We start from the raw sequence: 21,354 nt of genomic DNA on the forward strand, positions 1-21,354 counted from the left end.
GTGGCGTACCGGTACCTGATCCAGCACGCCCTCACGGGGCAGTGGCTGTCGCACGATCTCCCGTTGAAGAACGTCGAGTTCGGGCCCGAGCTGAATGGGCCGGGAGAGCTGCGCGGCACGCTGTCGCCCCGGCTCGCGTCGTCGTTGCCCGAGCTCACCCAGAACCCTGGCAACGCCCTGCTGTACGTGGAGCGAGACGGGCTGCTGCGGTGGGGCGGGCTCATCTGGCAGGCCGAACCCGAGGGCAACAAGTTGCCGGTGGAGGCCGCGGGTTGGACCTCGTACCTGCACAAGCGCCACGACCTGGACGGTGAGCTCGGCGGTCGCGGGCCGTACGTGAACACCGACCCGTGCCGGGTGATGCGGGACATCGTGTCGTATGCGCAGTCGATCCCCGATGGCAGCCTGGGCATCACTGTGGACTCCACCACGTCGAAGGCGACGGTGGGCACACCCGCGGAGCCGTGGCACTCGCACTGGTGGGAAACCCCGGTCCTCGGTGACCTGCTCGATGATCTGGTGAAGGCCCCGGACTCCCCGGACTACACCTGCACCACTTGGTGGGATGCGAACCGGCGCCCGGTGCGCCGTATCCGGGTCGGCTATCCGCGCCTTGGGGCACGCCGTACGGACATCGCATTCTCCACCGACACCAACATCACCGACTCCACTCCCGTCACGTACAGCGCCGACGAGTACGCGCAGGTCGTCATCGCCACCGGAGCCGGCGAAGGCCGAGCCCAACAGCGCGCCATGGACGCCGTACGCAACAAGCGGCTCCGCCTGGAGCACGTCCTCGAGCTTCCCGACGTACGTGGCCGTGACGTTCTCGCACAGCGGGCGCGCGCCGAGCGGGCGTGGCGACAGAACCTCGGCCACCTCGGAGAGATCACCGTCCGCAATCATCCGGCCGCGCCGATCGGGTCGTGGCAGATCGGCGACGACGTCCACGTCTTCGTCCGCGATGAGTGGGGCACGTGGTCCGGCTGGTGCCGCATCACCGGCTACACCATCCGCCCCGACACCGACGCCGGGGAGACCGCCACCCTCCGACTCGAACCGTCCGGCGCCCACCAGTACGCCACCGCCGCCTGAACAAGGACCCATCTCTTGCCCACCGACATAGGCACTCGTCTCGCCCGCCTGGAGAAGCTGCTCCGCACCACGATCCGCGCCCCGAAGCTGGCGAACGCCAGCTTGGAGAACGGCTCCGTCGACGTATACGACGAGAGCGGCTCCCTGCGCGCGGTCATCGGCCAGCAGCCAGACGGGACCAGCGGCGTCATCGCAGTGAACGGCCCGCGTCCACCTGCCCCATCCGTACCGGAGGTGGAACCGGTGCTCGGAGGGCTCAGAGTCACCTGGGACGGCGCCTTTACCTATGCGGAAGCGGCCCCCTTGGATCTGTCGCGCGTCCAGGTTCATGTGCTGAGGTCGGCGAGCATGCAGGCGGATCCTCGGTGGCCGACCGCGACTATCGAGGCCGCCTCCGGCGCCTCGGTCACCATCTCGGTGAACCACTACGCGCCGCTGTGGGTGCGGCTGGTCGCAGTGAATACCTCCGGCATCCCCAGCGTCGCCTCGGATGCCGTGCGTACGTCGGCCCGGCGCGCGGTGTCGGGGGATCTCGGGGAGCAGGTGATCCAGCAGGGGCACATCGCGGTCGGCGCCATCGCGACCCCGCATCTGGCCGTCGGCTCCGTCACCCCCGACCACATTGCGGTCGGCCAGGGCACGAACTTGGTGCCGGATCCTGGGTTCGAGGGCGCGGCCACGGCGAACACTGTCGCGGCGGGCGGCACGGCGTGGTCGTTCGCTCCCGGTAACCGGACCGGGGTCGGGATTCGGCTCGACTGCACTGGCGCAGCCGAAACGTACTGGACGCTGCCGTTGGCGACTGTGCCGGTGCTGGCCGCCTCGCAGCTGTTCCTGGGCATCGATGTGCTGGTGTCCGACGATCTTGCCGCGAAGGCCGTGAAGATCCTAGCCCGCTGGGAAAACAGCACCGGCGAGATCCTCGGCTACGGAGTCGCCGAAGCCACCAGCTACGCGCCGGGGGTGTGGCAGCGCATCACGGGTCAGGTGGCCGCACCGCAGGGCACGACCCGCGCGGTGCTGTGCCTGGAGGCCTCCGCCGCGACCGCGGGGTGGGTGGTGTTCGACAACGCGCAGGCCCACACGATCTTCGGGGATGTCACCGGCGGGGCCCGGGCTGAACTCGGTCCCCAGGGACTGAGGTTGTACGACGAGGACGGTGAAGAGGTCGTTTCGCTCGTCTCCGGGCAAGCCAACTACCTGACCCTGCAGGACGGCAGCACCAGGGTCGCCGCGATCGGCTCGACCGGAGACGCCTCATTCCAGGACCTGAACGTCGCGGGGAAGGTCACTATCGGCGGCGACGACCTCACCGACCTGTATGACGGGCCACGCGGCATCGTCGCCATGGACTGGATGGCCACCGGCGTGAAGACCACCACCGGTACCGAAATGGGCTACGTCGAGTTGGCCTTCGACGCCGAAGAGGGCCGCATGTACCGCGTGGTCTACAACGGCACCGCGGAATGCTCCCAGACCGGCGGCTCCCTGGTGTTGCGGCTGCGCAGCGGCTACGCCTCTGCACCGTTGATCAGTTCCACGCAGCTGCAAGAGGCCCGCCATCCGCTCACGTCGACGCGCCGCGAAGCACGGCTGGAGTTGATCAGTGCGTGCGCACCGAGTGATCTGATCCGGCCCGGGCGGAATCGGCTGCTGCTCACGTTCACCAGCGACAGCGGCGCTCCTGCAGGCCAGCAGGTCACCCTCACTGGCGCGAAGGGCCGTATGGGGCATCTGAGTGTGGAGGACATCGGTGAGCAGGCACCGGACACGGGCGTCTACAACACCGGTGGCGCCGTCGTCCCTGACCCTCCGGTGAAGGTGAAGCGGGAGTACAGCGCGTCCTGGTCGGGGAGCTACGCGAACCGGTCCGGATACAACTCGTACTACGGCAACCGCATGGTGGCCGGCTACTTCTCGGCGAACAACGGCACCCAGGCCGCGCTCGTGGGGTTCGGTGGGAGCCTCGCCAAGGACCTCGCCGAGGCGAAGCTCCTCAAGGTCGAGGTGTATCTGTACGCCAACCACTGGTACTACGCCTCCGGCGGCACCGCCGTCCTCAAGGTCCACGGCCACGCTTCACGTCCGAGCAAGTTCTCGGCGGACCAGACCGGCTCGAAGACCGTCACCAAGTGGGCGCGCGCAAGCGGTCAGTGGGTGGACATCACCTCGATCTTCGATTCAACGAAGTTCCGGGGCATTGCGATCGACCCGAACACCACCAACAAGACCTCGTACGGCATGTTCGACGGCATCGGCCAAGGTCATCCGCCGCGACTGCGCGTCACCTACATCAAGTAACCCAAGGAGCAGAGCTACTCGTGGCCGCACTGTACGGAGACCTCGTCATCAACGGCACCTTCACCGAGGACACCACCGGCTGGTGGTCCGGCGACCCGGCCATGGTCACCCTGGCCGCGCCCGGCGACGGCTTGGAGGCCACCGCCACCACTGATGCCGCCAATCTCTGGGATGCCCCCTTCGGGCAGGACAACATCATCCTGCGGTCCGGCTGTACGTACACGCTGAGTTTCACCGCCCGCGCCAGCCAGTCCGGGACTACCCTCCGGGCGCAGGTCGGGCTCGGGGCAGACCCGTGGACCGCTGCCCTGGACAGGACCGTGACGCTGCCCACGGTCGACACTCATGTCGTATTCCCCTTCACCTCGAGAATCGACACCACGGCCGGGCAGGTGAGTTTCCAGTTCGGCCAGGGGACAGCGGTCACCGTGCACCTCAGCGACGTGCGGCTCACCTCGTCCACGGCCCGCGAGGGCTTCTACGTTGATCCGGACTCCAATGCTGCGAAGTGGGTGGCCGCCAACTCGAACGATCCGCTGTCGGCGAAGATCACCCAGGCTCTGGTGCGACGTCCTGCCGCGAAGTGGTTCGGCGACTGGAACAAGGGTGTCCAGGGTGATGTCGACGCCTATGTGACTGCGGCCGCCGCTGTGGGGCGGCTGCCCATCCTGACGGCGTACAACATGTTCAACCGGGACAACGGCGGCCACTCCAGCGGCGGCGCCAAGTCTCCGGAGGAATACCGGGCTTGGGTTGACGGCTTCGTTGCGGGCATCGGCGACCGGCCTGCTCTCGTGATCGTGGAACCAGACTCGCTCAGCCAGATCGGCAGCCTCCCGACCGCGGCGATGCGCGCCGAGCGCACGCAACTGGTCGCCTACGCTGCGGACGCCCTGGCCTCGTGCCCACTGGTGCGCTCCTATCTCGATGGCGGCAACGCCACTTGGATCCGGGCCGACGAGATGGCGGCCCGGCTCGCCGCAGCAGGGGTAGCCCGTACGGCAGGCTTCGCGATCGGGGTGGCGAACTACGACTCCACGGACGTCTCCTGCACGTACGGGCATCAGGTTGCCCGGGAGCTGGCAGCACGCGGCGCTCCGGGCGTCCGCTTCGTCATCGATACCTCACGCAACGGCAACGGTGCGATGGACGGAAGCGGGCAGCACGTCGACTACTGCAACCCGGGCGGGCGTCGCCTCGGTGTCCCCTCCTCGATCGGCGTTGGTGGCGCCGAATACCTGCTGTGGATCAAAGTCCCCGGCGACTCCGACGGCATGTGCGGCGTGGCCCCCGACGTTCCTGCCGGCACGTTCTCCCCTTTCCTCGCCGCGCACCTCATCGACGGCCAGTAGAGCCGGTACGAGGGCGGCTCCGTGCCACTTCCCGCTTCAGGCACATTCGATCCACCGAGCATGGCGATGCATCTGTGGGTGGGGGTTCATCCCATCCAGCCAAAGCTCAGAGGATGGCGGCGGGCCCGGAAATCCGCGCGCATCCGAGTAACCCACTGCTCCAGTTCGGCGACGCAGTCCTGCCTGTCACGGTCCGTGGTGTCGAGGATGTGGGTCTGCCACCGCGGATCGTTGGCCGTCCACGACGTCCACCGATGCCAAGCCATATTGGGTGCGCCCGTGTCGATGATGACCTCGGGGCGGTGCTCGGGATCTTGTGCGTGCCCCCGATGCCAGGCCGCCCAATTGATGTACGCATCGATGGCGGCTTCCGACCAGCGTCCCGGATCACGATCATCCAGACGCCTACGTCGTTCAGCATCGGCCACGTCGATCAGGCACATCGCGATACCGTCCAGCAGAGGCGCGGACGGCGAGGCCAGGATCTCGCCGAGCGGAGTCTGGGCAGTCAGCAAGAGGTCCATGCCGTCGGCCTGGTACTCGAGCGCGCGCTGAATCCACTTCTCGGTGATGTGGTTTCGCCAGTACCGGGGAGGGGCTTGCGGGACCCCGCTCTCGTCCATCTCGTGGACAGCGAGCCGGTCAAACCGTTCCCCGACGGGGAAGGCGAGCGTGGACTTACCCGAGCAGCTCGATCCCGTAAGTATCAGCAGCATCCAGACAAGCTGGCAGGAAGGCGGCGCGCGCTGCCACCGGATTTCGTCGCTGGCGATCACCTCGGCTGAGAATCGCAGGCTTCTTGGGCCCCGTACGATCGAAGCAGGGCACGGGGCCGCCGGGAGTGATTGCGGTGTCCGTGCCGCCGAGTGCCGAGCCCACCCTGTGGGAGCTGCACCGTGCTGTCTCGCAGCTGCGCGAGGATCTCCGCGGCGACCTCGCCCAGCTCGCCGCGCGCCTCGATCAGGTCGTCACGCAGGACGTATACCGGGCTGATCAGCGGGCGGTCGATCAGCGCATCAGTCAAGTCGAGGCAGGGCTCTCCGGGCTGCGCGGTGAGCACGACCAGGGTCTGGATCGGGCCGAGCAGCAGCGCCGGGAGGACCAGACGCAGGCTGCGGCGACGAGGCGTCTGGTGATCTCTTCTTTCGTGGCTCCGCTGCTCCTCATGGCCTTGCAGCTGTGGATCGTCTCGCGCGGGGCATCGCCGTAAGCCGAGGGCGAGCAGGTTCAACATCAAGTTCGGGGCGCGGGGAGATTTCGAGCGCCGAGTTGGCAACACCTCTTACTCCTGACCGGCTGGTAGCGGCACTGCACGCTGAAGGCGTACGTGTCGTCGAGCGTTCCGGCTGGCGGTCCCACAATCGAAACCACAAGGGCCCCTGGGGGCCTGTCCGTGGCGTGATGATCCACCACACGGTGACGTCCGGCACGAGCAACACCGTCAGCATCTGCGAGCGCGGATATGCGGGGCTGCCAGGCCCGCTCTGCCATGGCGTGATCGCGAAGGACGGCACGGTCCATCTGGTCGGGAACGGCCGCGCCAACCATGCCGGCCGTGGTGACGGAGACGTGCTCCGTGCGGTCACCGCAGAGCGACCCCTTCCTTCGCCAAACCAGGCCGACACCGACGGCAACACGTCGTTCTACGGCTTCGAGTGCGAGAACCTCGGCGACGGTCATGACCCTTGGCCTGCCACCCAGTTGGAGGCGATCGAGCGAGTCTCGGCCGCCCTGTGCCGCGCGCACGGCTGGGGCTCGGCGAGCGTGATCGGGCACAAGGAATGGCAGCCCGGAAAGGTCGACCCCAAGGGCTTCACCATGGGCTGGCTCCGCGACCGGGTCGCCGCGCGCCTGAAGTCGAAGCCTTCCGGCGGCAGTTCAGATACGGGATCGAAGGATGGCGGGGCAGCAACGTACGCCGTCAAGAGCGGCGACACGCTCTCCAGCATCGGGAAGAAGCTCGGTGTCAGCTGGGAGCACCTTGCCCAGGCCAACAAGATTACGGCCCCGTACGTCATCACGGCTGGGCAGAAGCTCACGATCCCCGGGAAGCCCGCCGGTGGGACGTACACGCCGCCTCCGTTTCCGAATGGTCTTGCTCCGGGCAGCTCGTCACCGTCTGCGAAGGGTCTTCAGCAGGTGCTGAAGGACACCGGCTGGTTCGACCGCTCGGTGCCGCTCTCCGACAACTACGGCCCGCAGAGCCAGAAGGCTGTGGCCAGCTTCAACCGCAAGCACAACCTCTTCACCACCGGCCGCCCCAACGATCCTTCGATCGGACGCCGCGGCTGGGACCTCCTGCACCGACTCGCATACGGGAACTGATCACTTTGATCGACTTCATTCACGCCCACAGCACCCGCCTGTACGCCATCGCCGCCGCGGCACTGTCACTGATCGCCTACTACGTTCAGGACCTGCCGACCGGACTGATCCTCGCCCTGGTCGCCGCGGTCCTTGGCACCGGTGAAGCCATTCAGCGCGTCGAGGATCGAAAGACCCGCCAAGCTCTACTGCTCGATCCTCCTTACGCCGACAAGGGCTGAAGACTCAGGGCCTCGACGTCTCTGCGGCAGCCCTGAGAAATTGCCGCACCGCGGCCTTATCGCTCGCGAATTCCGGATGCGCCTGAACGTGCCCTACGATCCCCCTCATGGTCCAGAAGGTAGTCACAACATATGTCGACGATTTGACTGGCGAGGAATCGTCGGAGATCGCCACGCACAGCATCCTCATCGACGGAGCCGGGGTCGAGATCGACCTCACAGATGAGAACTACGAAAGGCTCCTGGAGATCCTGAACCCCTATCTCCACGCTGGCGGTGCTCGCAGGGTTCGAGGTGCAGCGAAGGCGAAGGGGAAGCCCAAGGCATCGGGTGGTAGCAAGGACGAATCGTCAGCGATCCGGGCTTGGGCGAAGGACAACGGCATCGAGGTCAACGATCGCGGTCGCGTGTCGGCGTCTGTGCGCGAAGCCTACGAAAAGGCCCACTGACTCTCGCCGAATCGATGGTGACCCCCGCATCGCGGGGGTCACTTCGCATCCTCGAAGACCAAAGCGACGACCCGGAGGGCTGGTGATCTCAACGCCGAGCGGGTGCTCAGTCCACGTGTGGGTAGGCGCCGTCGAGGTAGTGGGCGATCTGGCGACGCATGGAGGGGTGGACGTCGAAAGCGTCGAGTCTGCCGGGCAGTACCCATTCGACTCCGTCAGCTTCGTCGTTGATCGTTGGCTCGCCGCCAACTGGCCTGCCGAGGACAGTGACCTCGTACGCCTGCCTGATTTCACCGTCGTCCTAGGCGACGACATGTTCAGGAAGTGAGTAGACGCCCAGCAGCCCGGTTGCTTCAGCTCTGATTCCTGTCTCCTCGAAGCACTCCCTCACGGCACACTCCACTGGGGTTTCACCGATGTCCTGCGCACCGCCCGGGAGCGCCCACTGACCGGTGTCCCGTCGCCGCTGCAGGAGAATCGCACCGTCTTCTTCGCGGACGACGAGCATGTTGGACGCTGGGATGAGGGTGTTGGGAGTCGGGGCGTTGAGATCGTTCCAGAATTCGGTGCGCGGCACTTCGAGATCCAATGCGGGTCGGGGCCTGGAGCCTGATGATGCTACGGCTCATCCGGCAAGCAGCCTCCGGCCGCGTCTGCACGCGAGTGATCACGCATGATCCGGCAGCCCCACCGCGTCGTGGATCACGCCAGTGATATCACCGATGAAATGGCACGTCGTCTCCCAGGCTGACAAATTGAGGTCCCGCCACCGGCTGACCACGCTCGGCCGGTAACGGAGCCCGCGCGGCCTGACACCAAGGCGGCCGCAGCCACTCCGAGGAGGTCTCATGACGCTGCGCCTCACCCTCCGCAAGCTGCCTTATGCGTTCAAGGTCGCTGCCGACGCTCAGGCTGTGAGGCCAGCGCGTCGCCTCGTACGCGAGGGAGTGGAGAGCCTGGATCTAGGAAAGCAGACCCCGCCGCTGGACGACCTTGAGTTGCTCACTGCCGAGCTGGTCACCAATGCTGTGGTGCACACGATGGCGCCGTGCGTGGTGTGCATTCGCTGGACGGGCCGACGGATTCGCGTTGAGGTAACGGACACCGACACACGAGACGTGGAGGCCAAGGTCCCGCCGACGAACGACGAACACGGCCGCGGCCTGTTCCTCGTGGACGTCCTGGCGGCTGCTTGGGGCAGTTACCGGGAGCCGGCAGGCAAGACGACCTGGTTCGAGCTGGCTGCGACCTCGGAAGATCCTCTGCCATCTGGTGCCGCGCAGCCCTCCGCTGACTGCCGGAAAGGGCAGGCGACCAGAGGCACGGTAGAGGCCACCTACTCCGGGTGAAGCTGGCCTCTCTGTAGGCGAGTTGGGTCAGAATGCAGCATGGTCGCGATCATCAAGTGCGAGAGCTACGAGTACGAAGACGTCAGGGCATTCGAGGAGATCCACCGGTCTCGGCGCCTCGAATGGGAGTGGACACTCATACGCAAGGAGGAACTGGACTTCAAGGGTCGGCACTTGGCCCTGATCGCAGCCCAAGACGAGTACGGACGCTACGAGGTCAAGTACGTCGGCAAGTGCGTTCGCGGCCGCAAGGCAGCAGACTCGGTGAAGCAGTTGCGAGTCACGCATGTCCGTCGCTTGCAACATCCGGTGCCGTTGTCTGAACTGCTCGATGCTGTGCCGAGACATCTGCAGCGTCACCTTGTTGCAGAGGGGCAGCAGACCAAGACCGCGGGCTCAGAGTTGCGACGCCTCCTTCTGGAGCGTCGTCCTGATGTCCGCGACGCCGTCGACGAGATCGAAGGCGCCATTTCGTCCTGGGACTTCGGCCCCTCACGCGCCGGCCAAGCGGTCTCCCTGCAGCGCGACGGCACCTTGGTATCTGCGCGCATGGCGGGCTTCCGGGCCCTCGATCTGGCCGAGTGGGACCCTCCTGCGGAGGAGCTCTACGACGACAGGGTGCCGCCGCTCTTCCTTGATTTGGTCACGGAGTCATCGCCTTCGGAGGGCCGGGGTCAGTCTGAGCCTCAGAACCGAGCTGGCCGTCCGGAGACGATGGCTGCCCAGCCGGCGCTTGAGGATCACCTCATCGCCCATGACACGCACACGATGCGGGGATGGCTGAGTGAGGCCACTGATCACGTCGCATGGCGAGAATTCCGCGAGCACGGACGAACGCTGCTCGTCGGGAACGCTAACCGAGCAACAGCGGAACGGTTGTTGGGGTGCGATGTCATCTTCTACAACGTCGCGCGGAACAGCATGGTCCTAGTTCAGTACAAGAAGCTCGATGCGGAGAAGGGCGGCTTCTACTACCCGAACAGCGACGGGAACCTTGCGAAGGAGCTCCGGCGCATGAGGGCCTTGGATCGGTATGCGGCGAGAGTGGCAGATGGAAATGGTGAGCAGCGGCTCGACGCGAACCCGAGCTGGATCAAGCTCTGTCACCCGAGGTCGGTACTGCCGCACACCTCGGAGATGATTCACGGCATGTACTTCTCCCGGCGCCAGTTCGAGTCGCTGCGTCAGGATGCCCGCCTGAAGGACGGACGGCAGGGCGCGGTCCGGTTCGGCTACAAGAACGTGCCCGGATACCTCGACAACACCCTGTTCACGCGCCTGGTCGAGACGGGGCAGATCGGCACGACCGGAATCAGCAGCGATCTTGTACGCCAGCAGGTCTTTCGGACCTTCCGCGGGCGGCGCGACCTGGTGATCGCTGCGCTCTACGGCGATGAGCCACCGCAGGCGGAACGGAACGCGCGACGACGCACGAGCAAGTGAGCGCCTTGCCGGCGCCGCCCCTCGCGTGCGGGATTCGCCACTGTAGCGGCTATTCTGCTATGCCCAGGCTGTGGATAGAAGATAGGAGGCCGTCGTGGCGAAGCCGCTCATCGTGGGTCGCAAGGAGTTCGCGAAGATCTATAACGTTGCGCCGACGGCGGTCAGCGACCGGTGGATCCCGGCCGGGATCGTCTCCTATGAGGATGCCGTGATCGTCTCGGGTAAGCCGTACTGGCCTGGTGGTCTGGCTGTGGACTTCGCGCTGCCGCCGGGCAGTCGCGGCCGGCAGTTGGATGAGTCGCTCCTTGCCCAGTTGGAGGAGGAGCAGCAGGCGACGGTCCGTCCGATGAAGAAGGGTGAGCTGCCGCCGCTGGTGGGGCTGCAGGAGTACGCGGCGCTGTTCGGCATCAGCCAGCATCAGGCGGCGAACGCCCGCAACCGTGGCAACGGAATGCTGCCGGCGGAGGACTACCTTCTGGGCGGCTCCCCTGTGTGGCTGTTGTCGACCGTCCTCGAGGGCGCGGAGCACACGATGACGCAGAGCCGTGGTGGCGTGTGGCAGCTGCAGGAGGATGTTGCTGCGGCTTTGCGGGAGGGCCGCTACGACGGGCCCGGGTCGGCTATCGCCGCGCGAGGCAAGGCCGCAGCGGGGTCGTAGCGTCGTCGCGTCCGTCGGATTCGCTGTCTTGGAGCGGTTCGGCGGAGTTGCCCACCCCTCGATACATAGTAGAATTAACCTCATCCACTAAGGGTGCATGCGCGAGTCGCAGCGACCGCATGCAAAATAGGCTGCGATACATCGAACGAGGAGGGGCAAGTGACCGTGCAGCTAGAGCTGCCCATCGCGGCCATACAGCAACCCGAGAATCCAGGCGGCAAGCTGACGATCCAGGAGCGATTCGAGGCATTCGACCAGCTCAACCCCTGGATCCTCAAGCACCTGGAGAGCCTCACCGTCGACTGCATCGAGCGCGGACTCAGGCGCATCGGCATAGGGATGCTGTTCGAGGTCCTGCGCTGGCAGTACGGACTCGCCACCCGCGGGGAGCCCTGGAAGCTCAACAATGACTTCCGGAGCCGCTACGTGAGACGCCTCATCGACCTGCACCCCGAGTGGTCCCCCCTGTTCGAGGTCAGGAAGATCCACACTGCCTAGAAATAGGCCAGTGTCTAACTTCCTGTGAGTCTCTTGGAGATGTTCTGTGTCCAGCACGACCGTGCCACGCCTGCGCACCCGCAAGCCGACCGGCGTCATCCCTTGGCCGATCGTCCTGATCGAGGGCGAAGAGAAGAGCGGCAAAAGCCACCAGGCTGCGGCGTTCACCGGCTCCGAGCAGACCGGCCAGGCGTACTGGCTGGAGCTCGGCGAAGACACAGCCGATGAGTACGCGAACGTGCCGGGTGCGGACTACCTGCTGATCGAGCACAACGGCAGCTACCGCGACATCCTTGGCCAGATCGAAGCCGTGCACGCCGAGGCTCGGCGCGCTGCCGCGGCGAAGGAGAAGCCGGTCGTCCTGGTGATCGACTCGGTGTCGATGCTGTGGCGGATGCTCGTGAACTGGACCAACGAGCGCGCCCACCGCACACCGAAGAACGAGGCGAAGCTACGCCAGGACCCGGATGCCGAGATCAGGCCCTCCATGAACCTGTGGAACGACGCATCCGAACGGTGGCAGCGGGTCATGTATCTCGTGCGCACCATGCCGGGCATCGTGATCCTGCTCGCCCGAGGCAAGGAAGTGGCTGCCGTGGACGGCAACGGCGATCCGATCCCGAAGACAAAGGACTGGCGGGTGGAGGGCCACAAGTCCCTCGCCTACGACGCGACGGTGTGGGTGCGGCTTCAGCGTGACAGCGATCCGCAGGTCATCGGTGCCCGATCGCTGAAGTTCGAGGTGCCGCGCAGCGGCAAGCCGAAGACCCTGCCGGGCTTCACCATCGAGAGGCTGGTGTTCGGTCTGATGGGCTGCTCGATCCACAACCAGCCCAAGGTCGCCCCGGAGCTGACCGGGGATCTGGCGCAGCAGTGGATGCCGAAGGTCCACAAGGCTGCCGAGCAGGGCGTCGACGGCTTGAAGGAGCTGTGGCGTCAGGTCGAATCGGACGAGGATCTCAGCCGCACCGAGGTGCTCGTGGTGCGCGCCGCCATCGAGCGCATGGCCGCCGAGGTCAAGAACCCGAAGAAGTTCAGCGACCCCACGAGCGATGACGTGGCGCGGCTTCGGGCGGCGGCAGCTGAGCAGCAGGACCGGGCCGCCGAGGACCCGGGCGACTTCGAGGAGTTGCCACCCGACGAGTTCGCCGCCGCCTGACCTTCACACCCTGCGTCGCCGGGGCCCGCTGTGACGGGTCGGGCCCCGGCGTGCCCTCCTGGAGACTGCTGTGACCGCCACCACCTTCAGTGCGCCTGCTTCCCTGTCGATCTGGGATGCCGCGCACTCCGCTGATGCCCGCCGACCCCGTTCTGTCCAGACACAGTTGGGGGCGTCGGACACGATCTGCTCACGCCGCGCCGGATACATCCTGGCCGGCACGGAGCGCACGAACGCCGGGGACAAGCGCGCCGCGATCCTCGGCACGTACATCCACCAAGGGCTGCTCGAAGATGCCCGCCGGGAGTACGGGTGGCTCATCGAGCGCACCGTTGCGGACGGGACCTTGCGCGGGCACATCGATGTCGTACAGCTCGATGCTGCCACTGCCGCGCGGCTGCCCAAGCGGCATCGTCCTGCCCAGCCTGCCGCGCACCTGACGGTGGAGGACGTGAAGACGAAGTCGAGCCGCGTGTGGGACCGGGTCGTGAGGTTCGGTCCGACGGCAGCAGAGATGCGGCAAGTCCTGCTGTACGCCGACCTGTTGCGCACGGTCGGGTTCGCGGATGTTCCTGGTCAGCGGTACCTGCACAGGCTCGGCCCGATCGATGTGCAGCGCATCCGGTTCCGCTTTGTGTGCCGGGATACGGGCGAGGAGCACATCGAGGAGTTCGTCTTCGATGAGTGGCTGGCTGCTCAGGCGCGTTGGTGGGTGGACCGTGTCGTGGAGACGGACTCGCCGGAGGAGCTGCGGCGCGACCATGACGGTCCCGGCCTGTCGGTGATCTGCGACAACTGCCCGTTTGTTCATGCCTGCTGGCCGGGTGTGCCGCCGGGGCGGCCCGCGCAGACGATTCTCGTCCACGACGACGAAGACCGCGCGAAGGCGCTCGCCGACTACGTGCGCGCTCATGAGCGATACCGGGACGCGAAGCGGGTCAAGGAGATGGCGAGGGCGATGCTCGACGACTCCCCCGAGGGCAACTACGGGGACAACCATCTGGGGTGGGGCGGCGGCAACGACAAGGAGGAGCCGGATGTCGCTGCGATGGTCGAGCAGTTCGAGGACGCCGACTTGGTCGTGCCGATGGTCCCGGACGAGAAGGCCATGATCCAGATTCTGCGCCGGGCCGGCATGGTCGTGCCCCGGCGTAAAGCAGCCGGGCAGAAGACTGCCCGCAGCATCAAGGTCAGCCGGGCTCGCAAGACCTCCTGACGGCCTCTGTGGCGCCCCCGCACGGACGGTGTGGGGTTCGCCTTCTCTTTTGATCTTTCGAAGCCCTACTGCCGCCTTGGAGGCATGTTCCGTGTCGATTCTGCGCCGCCACCTCAGCACCGGGTTCACGGTGCTGCCGACGGCCACCCTTGAGGACTCCCGTCTGTCGTTTCGGGCTCGGGGCGTGCTGGCGTTCCTGATCTCGAAGCCGGATGAGTGGAGGGTGCGTGCCGAGTCGATCGCGAGCGCGGGCAAGGAGGGCAAGGAGGCGATCAAGACGGCGCTGCGCGAGCTGAAGGACTTCGGCTACTACCGGGTGGTGACCGAGCGGCTGGCGGACGGGACGCTGAGCCGGATCACCGAGGTGTACGACACGGCGCAGGAGTGGGCGGCCGAAGAGTACCGCAAGTTGGAGGCGCGGCGAGTAGCGCGCAGGCTCAAGAAGCAGCTGGATCAGGGGGATCCGGCGCCCAGTGGGGAGGCGTCCGGAGGCGGGCTGGGCGATGACGGGGAGGCGGCCGACGGGACCGAAGGCGGGTTTTCGGGCGCCGGTTTTCCGGACGCCGGTTCACCGGACGCCGGATCTTCGGGCGTTCTAGTTAGTAACCAGAGCCAATATCCAGAGAAGAACCCCCCTACCCCCACAGCTGACGCTGCAGGGGAGCCGGTTGGCGCTCCGCTCGACGCAACGGCGGCGGGTTCGTGTCCGACGCATCCGGATGAGCCGGGCCGTTCGTGCCGGGGCTGTGGCACGAGTCCGAGGCAGCAGCGGGCGTCGCAGCAACGGGCAGAGAAGGAGCGGTTCAAGGCCCGTGAGCGGGAGGCGAATGAGCGGGTGTTGGCGCAGGTGCGGCGTAAGCCGGGGGTGGAGGGGCTGTCGGAGGTGGCGCGGCAGCAGCTTGCTGCCATGCGGAGTGGGAGGCGGGAAGCTGCGGCTGGTGGCGGGGAGGTAGAGTCACCGTCAGAAATAGGCTGATGTATAAATGTGCTGCGATCCACACACGGCCGATTTGCCACTCCTGCCACACATAGTAGAATTAACCATATGAGCAGGAAGGGCCCACTCACTTTGGGAGGCACACATGAAGTATGGCTCCATCTGCCGCGGGATCGCTTACATGCCCGACGATGAACTCATTGGCGCATTCACCAGGGCGAGCATGTTCCAGGTGGCCTGCCGGGGCGACGAGGTGCGAGTGATCGCCTATCACGGAGAGAGCTCCGTTGAGGCTCAGCGCCGGCCGGGCGGCAAGGGGTGGGAGGCGCTGGCGCTCACACAGCAGCCCAAGGGTGATCCGCCGTTGACGGGGGTGCTCTTCATGGACATCCCGCAGAGCGCATGGGACACGCTGGACCTGGCGGTCGGCGTGCTGCGGAGCCGGTTCGGCGACCACTTCACCAAGCGCGTGGCGCTGAAGGTCAAGTAATTGAAGCTGGTTGTGCACTGGAAAAATAGGCCAGTGCACAACCAGCGTGGAGGATGGATGGACATGCTTGATGTGACTGCCGAGGTGGCCGCGATCCGCGCCGACTACGGGCCGGACGAGCGCCGCACTCTCGCCGTGTACAGCGACGTGCACGTCGCCCTGGAAGAGGCCGGACTACAGCCGTACGTAGAGACCCGCGGCGGCCTGGCCGTATGCGCCTTTGCCGACGACGGCACGCTGTTCGTGGTCGCCGGCGAAGACGCCCTGCCGTTCAACCGCTGGACCCCCGGGACGCTCGCGGGCTGGCACCTGAGCCACGTGCCCGAGGACGGGCCGGCGCCCGCCTGGCGGTGCGTGGTCTATGACAGCCTGCCGCCTCATCCGTGCCGCTACGAGGCAGGGGACCTGGACCTGAGGCCGCTCGTCGATGCTGCGACGGCTCACCTCGCCGCCTGCTCTCATCTCCGCGAACCCGCCGGGGCCGAGGCGTGAACCTCAACGAGGACGACATGCAGATGGCGGTGCGTGACTTCTTCTCACCGGCGTTGCTCCTGGAGTTCATCGACCTGCCGGATCTTCGCGCTCGCATCCAGTGGGGCGAGAAGCAGTTCGACGAGGGGCAGCGCACCCGTAGCGTCCGCCGGCTCGAGGGGGAACCGGATGCCGGATGCCTGACGCGCTGGTCGGCCATGCCCAGCGGGTGCGGGTTTCGCTACGACGTCGATGCTCGTGGCGGTGCACGGTCCGGAATCGTGTACTGGCAGGACGTGCATCGGACGGTGAACTCCCGTCTGACGCCCGTCCGTTACGGATATCTGCGTGCGGCGGTTGAGGCCGTCGCAGCGCACGATGCCGCGTACGTTCCGGGCCCGGCCCCCTTCCGTACGCCTGAGTTGTGGACGTCCCTGTTCTACCGCCCGTGGGCACGCCGGGCCAGCGGCCTGGAGCTGAAGGCGTCGGCCGCCCTGGATGCCTTCTGCCCGCCCGCCAAGGCGCAGCCCGCCTTGTTCTGATTCCACGCGACAACGAGAAGGCCCTTCCCCGTGATCACCTCCACTACTTCCGCTGCCTGGACTGCCGCCGCGCCGTGCGCCGGCCTCGACGGGTACGTGCCCAGCGAGGAGCTGGTCCGCAGCAGGCCCAGTGACGTCATGAAGGCCTGCGGGCCGCTCATGGAGGGCTGCGCGCAGCTGTGTCCGTTCGTGCTGGAGTGCTACGAGCGGGTGCGGCCGGAGGCGAACCGGTTCGACGGGGTGTGCGCGGCGCGTACGTGGGTCAACGGACGGGCCGTCGCTGTGGCCGAGGGGGCGCCCGCGCTGTCGAAGCTGGCCTCGCAGGCGGGAACGTGCGGGACGAGCAGCGGGGTGAAGGCGCACCAGCGGCTCGGGGAGCCGTTGTGCGGGCTGTGCCGGGTGACGTCACAGCGGGCCGAGGTGCGGCGCGCGGGCGCGGCGAGCATCCGCAAGCGTGCCTCTCGCACCGGCCGCGAGGCACGCGCGGCAGCGTAGAGGCGCGCCGCGAGGCGCCTTCCAGGGCCGTGACCTGCACTAATGCAATTGACACCCCCTCTAGGCATAGTAGAATTAATCTCAGTTGGGGAGGGGGAACTACGCCCAGCTCCCGCTTGAAAGACGAGAAAAGGAAGCATCGCTCATGCCCACGATGACGCCGGACCCGCTCGCCGTTCTGCAGGTCGCCACCATGCACAACATCACCGAGGAGCAGGCCGCGACCGCCATCACCTGGGCCGCGCACATGACCGTGCACGCCTGGGAGGCCTACGCGGACACGCTGGGCCTGGTGAAGAAGGACGGCGCCGCGATGGAGGCATGGTTCAGCACGCTCGGCCCGGACCTGCGCAGCTCCGTACTCGAGGACGCGGTCACCGCGGTGGTCGGCGCTGACCGTGTGCTCGCCGAGATCTACAGCAAGCAGGACGGCCAGCAGCCTGCCCGCGCACGAGTCATGCGCACCAACCGGCCTCGCGTTCACATCCACTGACGCTCCGCGACTTCGGCCCGCCTCGTTCCGGGGCGGGCCGCGCCATGCCGTCATCTCAACGCACTGAAAGGGCTCCTGATGGGCTCCGTCGACTTCTACACCACCGCCACCGGCACCGACATAGAAGCGGCGTTCAACGCCGCCCGCGAGCAAGCCCGGTGGGAGTACGGGGCTTCCGGCTTCACCGGAACGATCGCCGAGAAGGACGGGGTGACGCTGCTCGACGAGCCGAAGCGCAGCGAGCAGGACGCCGTGGTGCGCGCGAAGCAACTGCTCGACGGCGACGATCCGCGGGTCAGCGCCAAGTACGGGCCCGCCGGCGCACTGCCTGTCACCACCGACGACGAAACAGACGGCTGGCTGTTCTTCGGCCTGGCCGCGTACTGACACCCGTTGAGGGGCTGCGCCATAGCGCAGCCCCGGACAGCAGCGCCCCCTATCTCCGGATCCCCGAAAGACGACGACCACCGTGCTCGACAAGCACCTGCCGCTTGAGGCGGCCGCCGAGATCATCAGCAGCCTCGGCCTCAACAGCACCCAGACCCGCCGGGCCAATCACACGATGCAGCGCATCGTCTACCGCGCCTGGACCCGACGCGGCCGGGCCAAACAGGCTGTGACGTTCGAGGAGTTCGCCGACGAGGTTCCGGCCTGTCACTGGTCTTTGATGTTCGAAGTGTGCGGGCTGGTCCTGCTCGGCCGTGACGCGGAGGCATGCACGCTGATCGCCGCGGCCCGTCATCTTGAAGCCGCGCGCGCCGCAGGGGGCGCGACGTGATCCTCACCTCGCGGGAGATCGGCCGTATTGGGCTGCGCGATCGCAGCCGCAGCGACGACTTTCCCACCCGCCAGGCGGCGCGACGAGCCCGCCGCGCATTCAAACGCCGTGCAAGGCACCGGCTCCGCACCGAGATCATCGCCTGCCACGCACACGGCCTCGGCGAATCGGAGCTCCTGTGACGGGCCATCCCCTGCCGATCGGCACGCGGGTCTCGCACATCAACCAGCAGTGGGCCCGCAGTCTCCCGGACGGCACCGCCACGGTCATCGGCCGCGAAGGCCCGTGGCCGGACGGCTCGTGGGAGTACCAGGTGCGCGCGGCCCGCGACTTCTCGCGCCAGCCCGGCCCCGACAACCCCGAATCCCGCACCACGTGGTGGCCGTCCTGGGCCACCACACCCTCACTCACGAAGGAGAAGCCCATGAACGACAACATCAGCAACAGCGAGAGCGAGGACGGCGAGCAGGAGATCCTCTCGCTCTACCGCCTCCTGGCCCAGGCCATAGCCGCTGTGGACAACAACATGGAGGAGGCGTTCGTCGTCTTCGGCCTGCCCAGCCTGTGGTCTCTGACCAGCCCGGAAGTGCGACGGCAGGTGCTTCTCCTCGCCGCGTGGGAAGCCCGCTCCGCCACGGCGGCCGAGCTCGAATCTCCGACGTCCGCAGGCCAGTACGCGTGGGCTTTCACCCAGTACGCGTCCTCGTGGGCCGAGCAGCACCCGGACGGGGACGCGAAAGCGTTCTGCGCCGGGCCGCACTCGGCGCGCCATGCCGCGTCGTCCCTCGCCTTCGACCGCGACGACTTCTTGGTGTCCCTGGAGACGGCTCTTCTCCTGTGCTCCCGCGCGAAGACGCCGGAGGAGTCGTGAGACCCGGCGGTTACGTGTGGCTGCGCGGCCACGGCAACAAGCCGTTGGGCGACGCGCGCGGTGAGGCGATCGCGTTCCGCATTGCTGCGTCCAAAGCCATTGCTGGCCACGGCACTTGGTATCAGCTGTGCACCGCTCACCGGGCGGCGCAGGACATCTTCGGCGGCTGGCACACCGGTCTTGCCCTCATCCCCTTCACCCTGCCTGAACTCGCAGAAGGACCCCGACAGTGACCATCGAGATCATCCACACACGCAGCGAGGGAACCCTCATAGAGGGCAGCGCGAAGGGTGATGGTGTCTACGAAATCGTCCGCCGGCACGGCTTCCGATATTTCCCCTCCATCGGTCAGCTCGGCATCCGGCAGTCCCGCGACCGTGCCGCCAAGACCTGGTACATCAACGCGGCCGCGGCCGCCCTGCGCGAGGCCGGCTTCGAGGTCAACGTGAAGGTCGACGAAAGCGACCGGCGTAGCTTCGCCGAAGCCGAGGCGGACCGTGTCGAGCGTGCCGAGGGGCGGGCCGAACGGTTCAGCGGCTACGCCGACAATGCGGCTGCCCGCTCCGAGTCCGCGTACCAGCGTGGCCACCAGATCGCCGACGGCATCCCCATGGGGCAGCCGATTTTGGTCGGGCACCACTCCGAGCGTCGCGCCCGCCGCGACGTCGAACGCATGGACCATGCGATGCGGACCAGCATCAGCGAAAGCGGCAAGGCTTCCTACTGGTCCGGACGTCAGAAGGCAGCTGAAGGGTACGAGCAGTTCCGTAAAGCGCCCCGGCGGACCCTGCGCCGTATCGAGAAGCTTCAGGCCGACCTGCGGCGGGTTCAGAAGTGGCAGCGCGGAGAGTCGGCAGGGGGCTACTGCCGGGACATCACCAACCCCGACACCGTGCAGGAGCTCGTGATCCGGCACGAGGAGCTCACCGAGGAAATCGCCTACTGGGAAGCGGTCATCGCCGAGGCCGAGAAGAACGGCTTCAAGGTGTGGTCCAAGGCCGACTTCAAGAAGGGCGACTTCGCGCTCCGAGGCCGGACCTGGTTCGAGGTCCTTCGCGTGAACGCAAAGTCGGTGACGATCCCGCACATCCACAACGGCATCGGCGGGGGCGTCGTACGCGCCTCGGACAACAAGCTCGACGGCTGGACGTGGCTGCTCACCTACGACGAGGTGTTCGGACGCCGTAGCGCCGAGGAGATGGAAGCCGCACTCGCCGCCTCCACCACACAGTAACCCCCCTTCTGACCTGGTCTTTCGCAGTTGACCCTACCCCTGACCATAGTAGAATAGTTAGTAACGAGGAGGTGCTGGACAGATTTCACCAGCACCCCCTTCACCACGCCCACAGTCGTCCGTTCACCGCAATCAGGGGATGCGGAACGGCACTTCGGAAGAAGGCACTCCATGCCCTACGACACTCAGCTCGTCGCTCCAGGCCTGCTCACTCTGACCGAGCAGACCGCCACCGCGCTCGGACCGGAATGGGCCGTGACCGGGCTGCTCGGCACGGCGATCGTGACCCACCCCCTCGGCCTGCGCTGCAGCCTCCAGGCCCGCGATGGCCTGCTCAGCGTCAGCGCCTTCGCCTCCCAGGGCAGCGAGCCGCGCCAGCCCGCAAAGCCGTTCACCGCAACCACCCCGATGGAGAGCGCGAACGGCGGGAAGATCGCAGAGCTGATCCAGGGCCAGGTGCTGCCGCACTTCGGTCGCCGGGACGCTCTGGCGGCTCTGCGGCTGCTGAGCCTCCCGCTGCGCGACGCCCGGCTGCCCGCCGTGGCGCAAGGAACAGCCGCACGCTCAGAGCTCGTACTGGAGGGCGGGGACAGCACCAACCCGGCCCTCTGCGTCCACATGCGCTCGCCACGCCCCGGTGCCGTGAGCGTGAACGTTCGGATGAACCGGCTCACAGCCGAGCGGGCCATCCACTGCGGACGCGCCGCGCTGACCACGCCCTCGTCCCACGCCGAAGGCGAGGCAGACCCCTTCCCGCCGGAGGTACGCGCAGTCCTCGACGCCCTCCCCGAAATCAACGGTGCACCGCCCCGGGACGGGTTCACGAACCTCTACCCGACATACGGGCCGCTCGAGATCCTCCACGATGCGAACGCCGCCGAGCCGAGTGCGCCGTTTGCAGTGCGTACCAGCGACACCTCGATCGCCGCCGCGTACGCCGTCCTGCGCGCCTACACCGCCGCATGATCCGGCCCGAG

Annotated in this window: 26 protein-coding genes and 2 pseudogenes; 26 read left to right on the top strand and 2 right to left on the bottom strand. The window is 66.9% G+C overall.

All coding sequences use genetic code 11. The features are described 5' to 3' along the window. From AB0N07_RS13595 to AB0N07_RS13605, 3 genes are read left to right on the top strand one after another with little or no spacing between them, the layout of a single operon-like run. Positions 1 to 1,095 carry a hypothetical protein gene (locus tag AB0N07_RS13595; protein ID WP_365834429.1) on the top strand — a complete coding sequence of 365 codons (1,095 nt, stop codon included), beginning with the start codon at positions 1 to 3 and terminating at the stop codon, positions 1,093 to 1,095. 15 nt (positions 1,096 to 1,110) lie between these two features. Further along, entirely contained in the window at positions 1,111 to 3,396 is a 2,286-nt protein-coding gene (locus AB0N07_RS13600) for a hypothetical protein (protein ID WP_365834431.1), read from the top strand. Between the two features lie 20 nt (positions 3,397 to 3,416). Then, the gene (locus tag AB0N07_RS13605) at positions 3,417 to 4,748 is read left to right on the top strand and encodes a glycoside hydrolase family 6 protein (protein ID WP_365834433.1); all 1,332 of its coding nucleotides are present in this window, start codon (positions 3,417 to 3,419) and stop codon (positions 4,746 to 4,748) included. Positions 4,749 to 4,834: 86 nt separating this feature from the next. Here the strand turns inward: AB0N07_RS13605 and AB0N07_RS13610 are convergent, their stop codons facing one another. Further along, entirely contained in the window at positions 4,835 to 5,524 is a 690-nt protein-coding gene (locus AB0N07_RS13610) for a hypothetical protein (protein ID WP_365834435.1), read from the bottom strand. A gap of 74 nt (positions 5,525 to 5,598) precedes the next feature. On the opposite strand from AB0N07_RS13610, the gene AB0N07_RS13615 reads away from it, so the two are divergent. The 4 genes and pseudogenes from AB0N07_RS13615 (at position 5,599) to AB0N07_RS13630 (ending at position 7,743) form a co-directional block, all read left to right on the top strand. Continuing rightward, complete coding sequence (locus AB0N07_RS13615) at positions 5,599 to 5,958, top strand: hypothetical protein (RefSeq protein WP_365834437.1); 360 nt, start codon at positions 5,599 to 5,601, stop codon at positions 5,956 to 5,958. Between the two features lie 59 nt (positions 5,959 to 6,017). Next, positions 6,018 to 6,800, top strand: a pseudogene (locus AB0N07_RS13620) (N-acetylmuramoyl-L-alanine amidase); the annotation flags it as partial. A gap of 278 nt (positions 6,801 to 7,078) precedes the next feature. After that, positions 7,079 to 7,294: a hypothetical protein gene (locus AB0N07_RS13625; protein WP_365834439.1), complete on the top strand. Its 216-nt coding sequence runs from the start codon at positions 7,079 to 7,081 to the stop codon at positions 7,292 to 7,294. 107 nt (positions 7,295 to 7,401) lie between these two features. Beyond that, complete coding sequence (locus AB0N07_RS13630; protein WP_365834441.1) at positions 7,402 to 7,743, top strand: Lsr2 family protein; 342 nt, start codon at positions 7,402 to 7,404, stop codon at positions 7,741 to 7,743. Between the two features lie 106 nt (positions 7,744 to 7,849). On the opposite strand, the pseudogene AB0N07_RS13635 reads toward AB0N07_RS13630, so the two are convergent. Next, positions 7,850 to 8,320, bottom strand: a pseudogene (locus tag AB0N07_RS13635) (NUDIX domain-containing protein). Positions 8,321 to 8,591: 271 nt separating this feature from the next. On the opposite strand from AB0N07_RS13635, the gene AB0N07_RS13640 reads away from it, so the two are divergent. The 19 genes from AB0N07_RS13640 to AB0N07_RS13730 all read left to right on the top strand — a co-directional run bounded on the left by AB0N07_RS13640 (position 8,592) and on the right by AB0N07_RS13730 (position 21,343). Next, positions 8,592 to 9,092 (top strand): ATP-binding protein, encoded by a 501-nt coding sequence (locus tag AB0N07_RS13640; protein WP_365834443.1) that lies wholly within the window; start codon positions 8,592 to 8,594, stop codon positions 9,090 to 9,092. Positions 9,093 to 9,131: 39 nt separating this feature from the next. Beyond that, positions 9,132 to 10,535 (top strand): hypothetical protein, encoded by a 1,404-nt coding sequence (locus AB0N07_RS13645; RefSeq protein ID WP_365834445.1) that lies wholly within the window; start codon positions 9,132 to 9,134, stop codon positions 10,533 to 10,535. Between the two features lie 94 nt (positions 10,536 to 10,629). Continuing rightward, positions 10,630 to 11,193 (top strand): hypothetical protein, encoded by a 564-nt coding sequence (locus AB0N07_RS13650; protein ID WP_365834447.1) that lies wholly within the window; start codon positions 10,630 to 10,632, stop codon positions 11,191 to 11,193. A 159-nt stretch (positions 11,194 to 11,352) separates the two neighbouring features. Then, on the top strand, positions 11,353 to 11,691 hold the full coding sequence (locus tag AB0N07_RS13655) for a hypothetical protein (RefSeq protein ID WP_365834449.1): 339 nt from the start codon (positions 11,353 to 11,355) through the stop codon (positions 11,689 to 11,691). A 46-nt stretch (positions 11,692 to 11,737) separates the two neighbouring features. Continuing rightward, the gene (locus tag AB0N07_RS13660; protein WP_365834451.1) at positions 11,738 to 12,850 is read left to right on the top strand and encodes an AAA family ATPase; all 1,113 of its coding nucleotides are present in this window, start codon (positions 11,738 to 11,740) and stop codon (positions 12,848 to 12,850) included. A 70-nt stretch (positions 12,851 to 12,920) separates the two neighbouring features. After that, entirely contained in the window at positions 12,921 to 14,066 is a 1,146-nt protein-coding gene (locus AB0N07_RS13665; protein WP_365834453.1) for a hypothetical protein, read from the top strand. A gap of 91 nt (positions 14,067 to 14,157) precedes the next feature. Further along, the gene (locus tag AB0N07_RS13670; RefSeq protein ID WP_365834455.1) at positions 14,158 to 15,042 is read left to right on the top strand and encodes a hypothetical protein; all 885 of its coding nucleotides are present in this window, start codon (positions 14,158 to 14,160) and stop codon (positions 15,040 to 15,042) included. Positions 15,043 to 15,184: 142 nt separating this feature from the next. Next, the gene (locus AB0N07_RS13675) at positions 15,185 to 15,493 is read left to right on the top strand and encodes a hypothetical protein (protein ID WP_365834457.1); all 309 of its coding nucleotides are present in this window, start codon (positions 15,185 to 15,187) and stop codon (positions 15,491 to 15,493) included. Positions 15,494 to 15,556: 63 nt separating this feature from the next. Then, positions 15,557 to 15,985, top strand: coding sequence for a hypothetical protein (locus AB0N07_RS13680; protein WP_365834459.1), 429 nt, complete (start codon positions 15,557 to 15,559; stop codon positions 15,983 to 15,985). Beyond that, entirely contained in the window at positions 15,982 to 16,506 is a 525-nt protein-coding gene (locus AB0N07_RS13685; protein ID WP_365834461.1) for a hypothetical protein, read from the top strand. The genes AB0N07_RS13680 and AB0N07_RS13685 overlap by 4 nt, the downstream gene beginning before the upstream one ends. A 30-nt stretch (positions 16,507 to 16,536) precedes the next feature. After that, positions 16,537 to 17,001, top strand: a complete 465-nt coding sequence (locus AB0N07_RS13690; protein ID WP_365834462.1) for a hypothetical protein — start codon at positions 16,537 to 16,539, stop codon at positions 16,999 to 17,001. A 145-nt stretch (positions 17,002 to 17,146) separates the two neighbouring features. Further along, positions 17,147 to 17,494, top strand: coding sequence for a hypothetical protein (locus AB0N07_RS13695; RefSeq protein WP_365834464.1), 348 nt, complete (start codon positions 17,147 to 17,149; stop codon positions 17,492 to 17,494). A gap of 78 nt (positions 17,495 to 17,572) precedes the next feature. Further along, positions 17,573 to 17,881, top strand: a complete 309-nt coding sequence (locus AB0N07_RS13700; RefSeq protein WP_365834466.1) for a hypothetical protein — start codon at positions 17,573 to 17,575, stop codon at positions 17,879 to 17,881. 82 nt (positions 17,882 to 17,963) lie between these two features. Continuing rightward, entirely contained in the window at positions 17,964 to 18,272 is a 309-nt protein-coding gene (locus AB0N07_RS13705; RefSeq protein WP_365834468.1) for a hypothetical protein, read from the top strand. Further along, complete coding sequence (locus AB0N07_RS13710; protein WP_365834470.1) at positions 18,269 to 18,454, top strand: hypothetical protein; 186 nt, start codon at positions 18,269 to 18,271, stop codon at positions 18,452 to 18,454. The genes AB0N07_RS13705 and AB0N07_RS13710 overlap by 4 nt, the downstream gene beginning before the upstream one ends. Beyond that, a complete protein-coding gene (locus tag AB0N07_RS13715; RefSeq protein ID WP_365834472.1) occupies positions 18,451 to 19,143 on the top strand; it encodes a hypothetical protein in 693 nt (230 codons plus the stop codon). The genes AB0N07_RS13710 and AB0N07_RS13715 overlap by 4 nt, the downstream gene beginning before the upstream one ends. Next, on the top strand, positions 19,140 to 19,376 hold the full coding sequence (locus AB0N07_RS13720; RefSeq protein WP_365834474.1) for a hypothetical protein: 237 nt from the start codon (positions 19,140 to 19,142) through the stop codon (positions 19,374 to 19,376). Before AB0N07_RS13715 ends, AB0N07_RS13720 begins: the two co-directional genes overlap by 4 nt. Further along, entirely contained in the window at positions 19,373 to 20,377 is a 1,005-nt protein-coding gene (locus AB0N07_RS13725; RefSeq protein ID WP_365834476.1) for a DUF3560 domain-containing protein, read from the top strand. Before AB0N07_RS13720 ends, AB0N07_RS13725 begins: the two co-directional genes overlap by 4 nt. 171 nt (positions 20,378 to 20,548) lie before the next feature. Further along, positions 20,549 to 21,343, top strand: a complete 795-nt coding sequence (locus tag AB0N07_RS13730; protein ID WP_365834478.1) for a hypothetical protein — start codon at positions 20,549 to 20,551, stop codon at positions 21,341 to 21,343. Positions 21,344 to 21,354: the final 11 nt, after the last annotated feature.

This window comes from Streptomyces sp. NPDC051172 (assembly GCF_040682555.1).
Lineage (GTDB): Bacteria > Actinomycetota > Actinomycetes > Streptomycetales > Streptomycetaceae > Streptomyces.

Excerpts from the sequence above, each read along its gene's own strand:
- AB0N07_RS13645 (WP_365834445.1), top strand. The coding sequence starts at position 9,132 with ATGGTCGCGATCATCAAGTGCGAGAGCTACGAGTACGAAGACGTCAGG.
- AB0N07_RS13730 (WP_365834478.1), top strand. The coding sequence starts at position 20,549 with ATGCCCTACGACACTCAGCTCGTCGCTCCAGGCCTGCTCACTCTGACC.
- AB0N07_RS13695 (WP_365834464.1), top strand. The coding sequence starts at position 17,147 with ATGCCCACGATGACGCCGGACCCGCTCGCCGTTCTGCAGGTCGCCACC.
- AB0N07_RS13700 (WP_365834466.1), top strand. The coding sequence starts at position 17,573 with ATGGGCTCCGTCGACTTCTACACCACCGCCACCGGCACCGACATAGAA.
- AB0N07_RS13680 (WP_365834459.1), top strand. The coding sequence starts at position 15,557 with ATGCTTGATGTGACTGCCGAGGTGGCCGCGATCCGCGCCGACTACGGG.
- AB0N07_RS13630 (WP_365834441.1), top strand. The coding sequence starts at position 7,402 with ATGGTCCAGAAGGTAGTCACAACATATGTCGACGATTTGACTGGCGAG.
- AB0N07_RS13640 (WP_365834443.1), top strand. The coding sequence starts at position 8,592 with ATGACGCTGCGCCTCACCCTCCGCAAGCTGCCTTATGCGTTCAAGGTC.
- AB0N07_RS13675 (WP_365834457.1), top strand. The coding sequence starts at position 15,185 with ATGCCCGACGATGAACTCATTGGCGCATTCACCAGGGCGAGCATGTTC.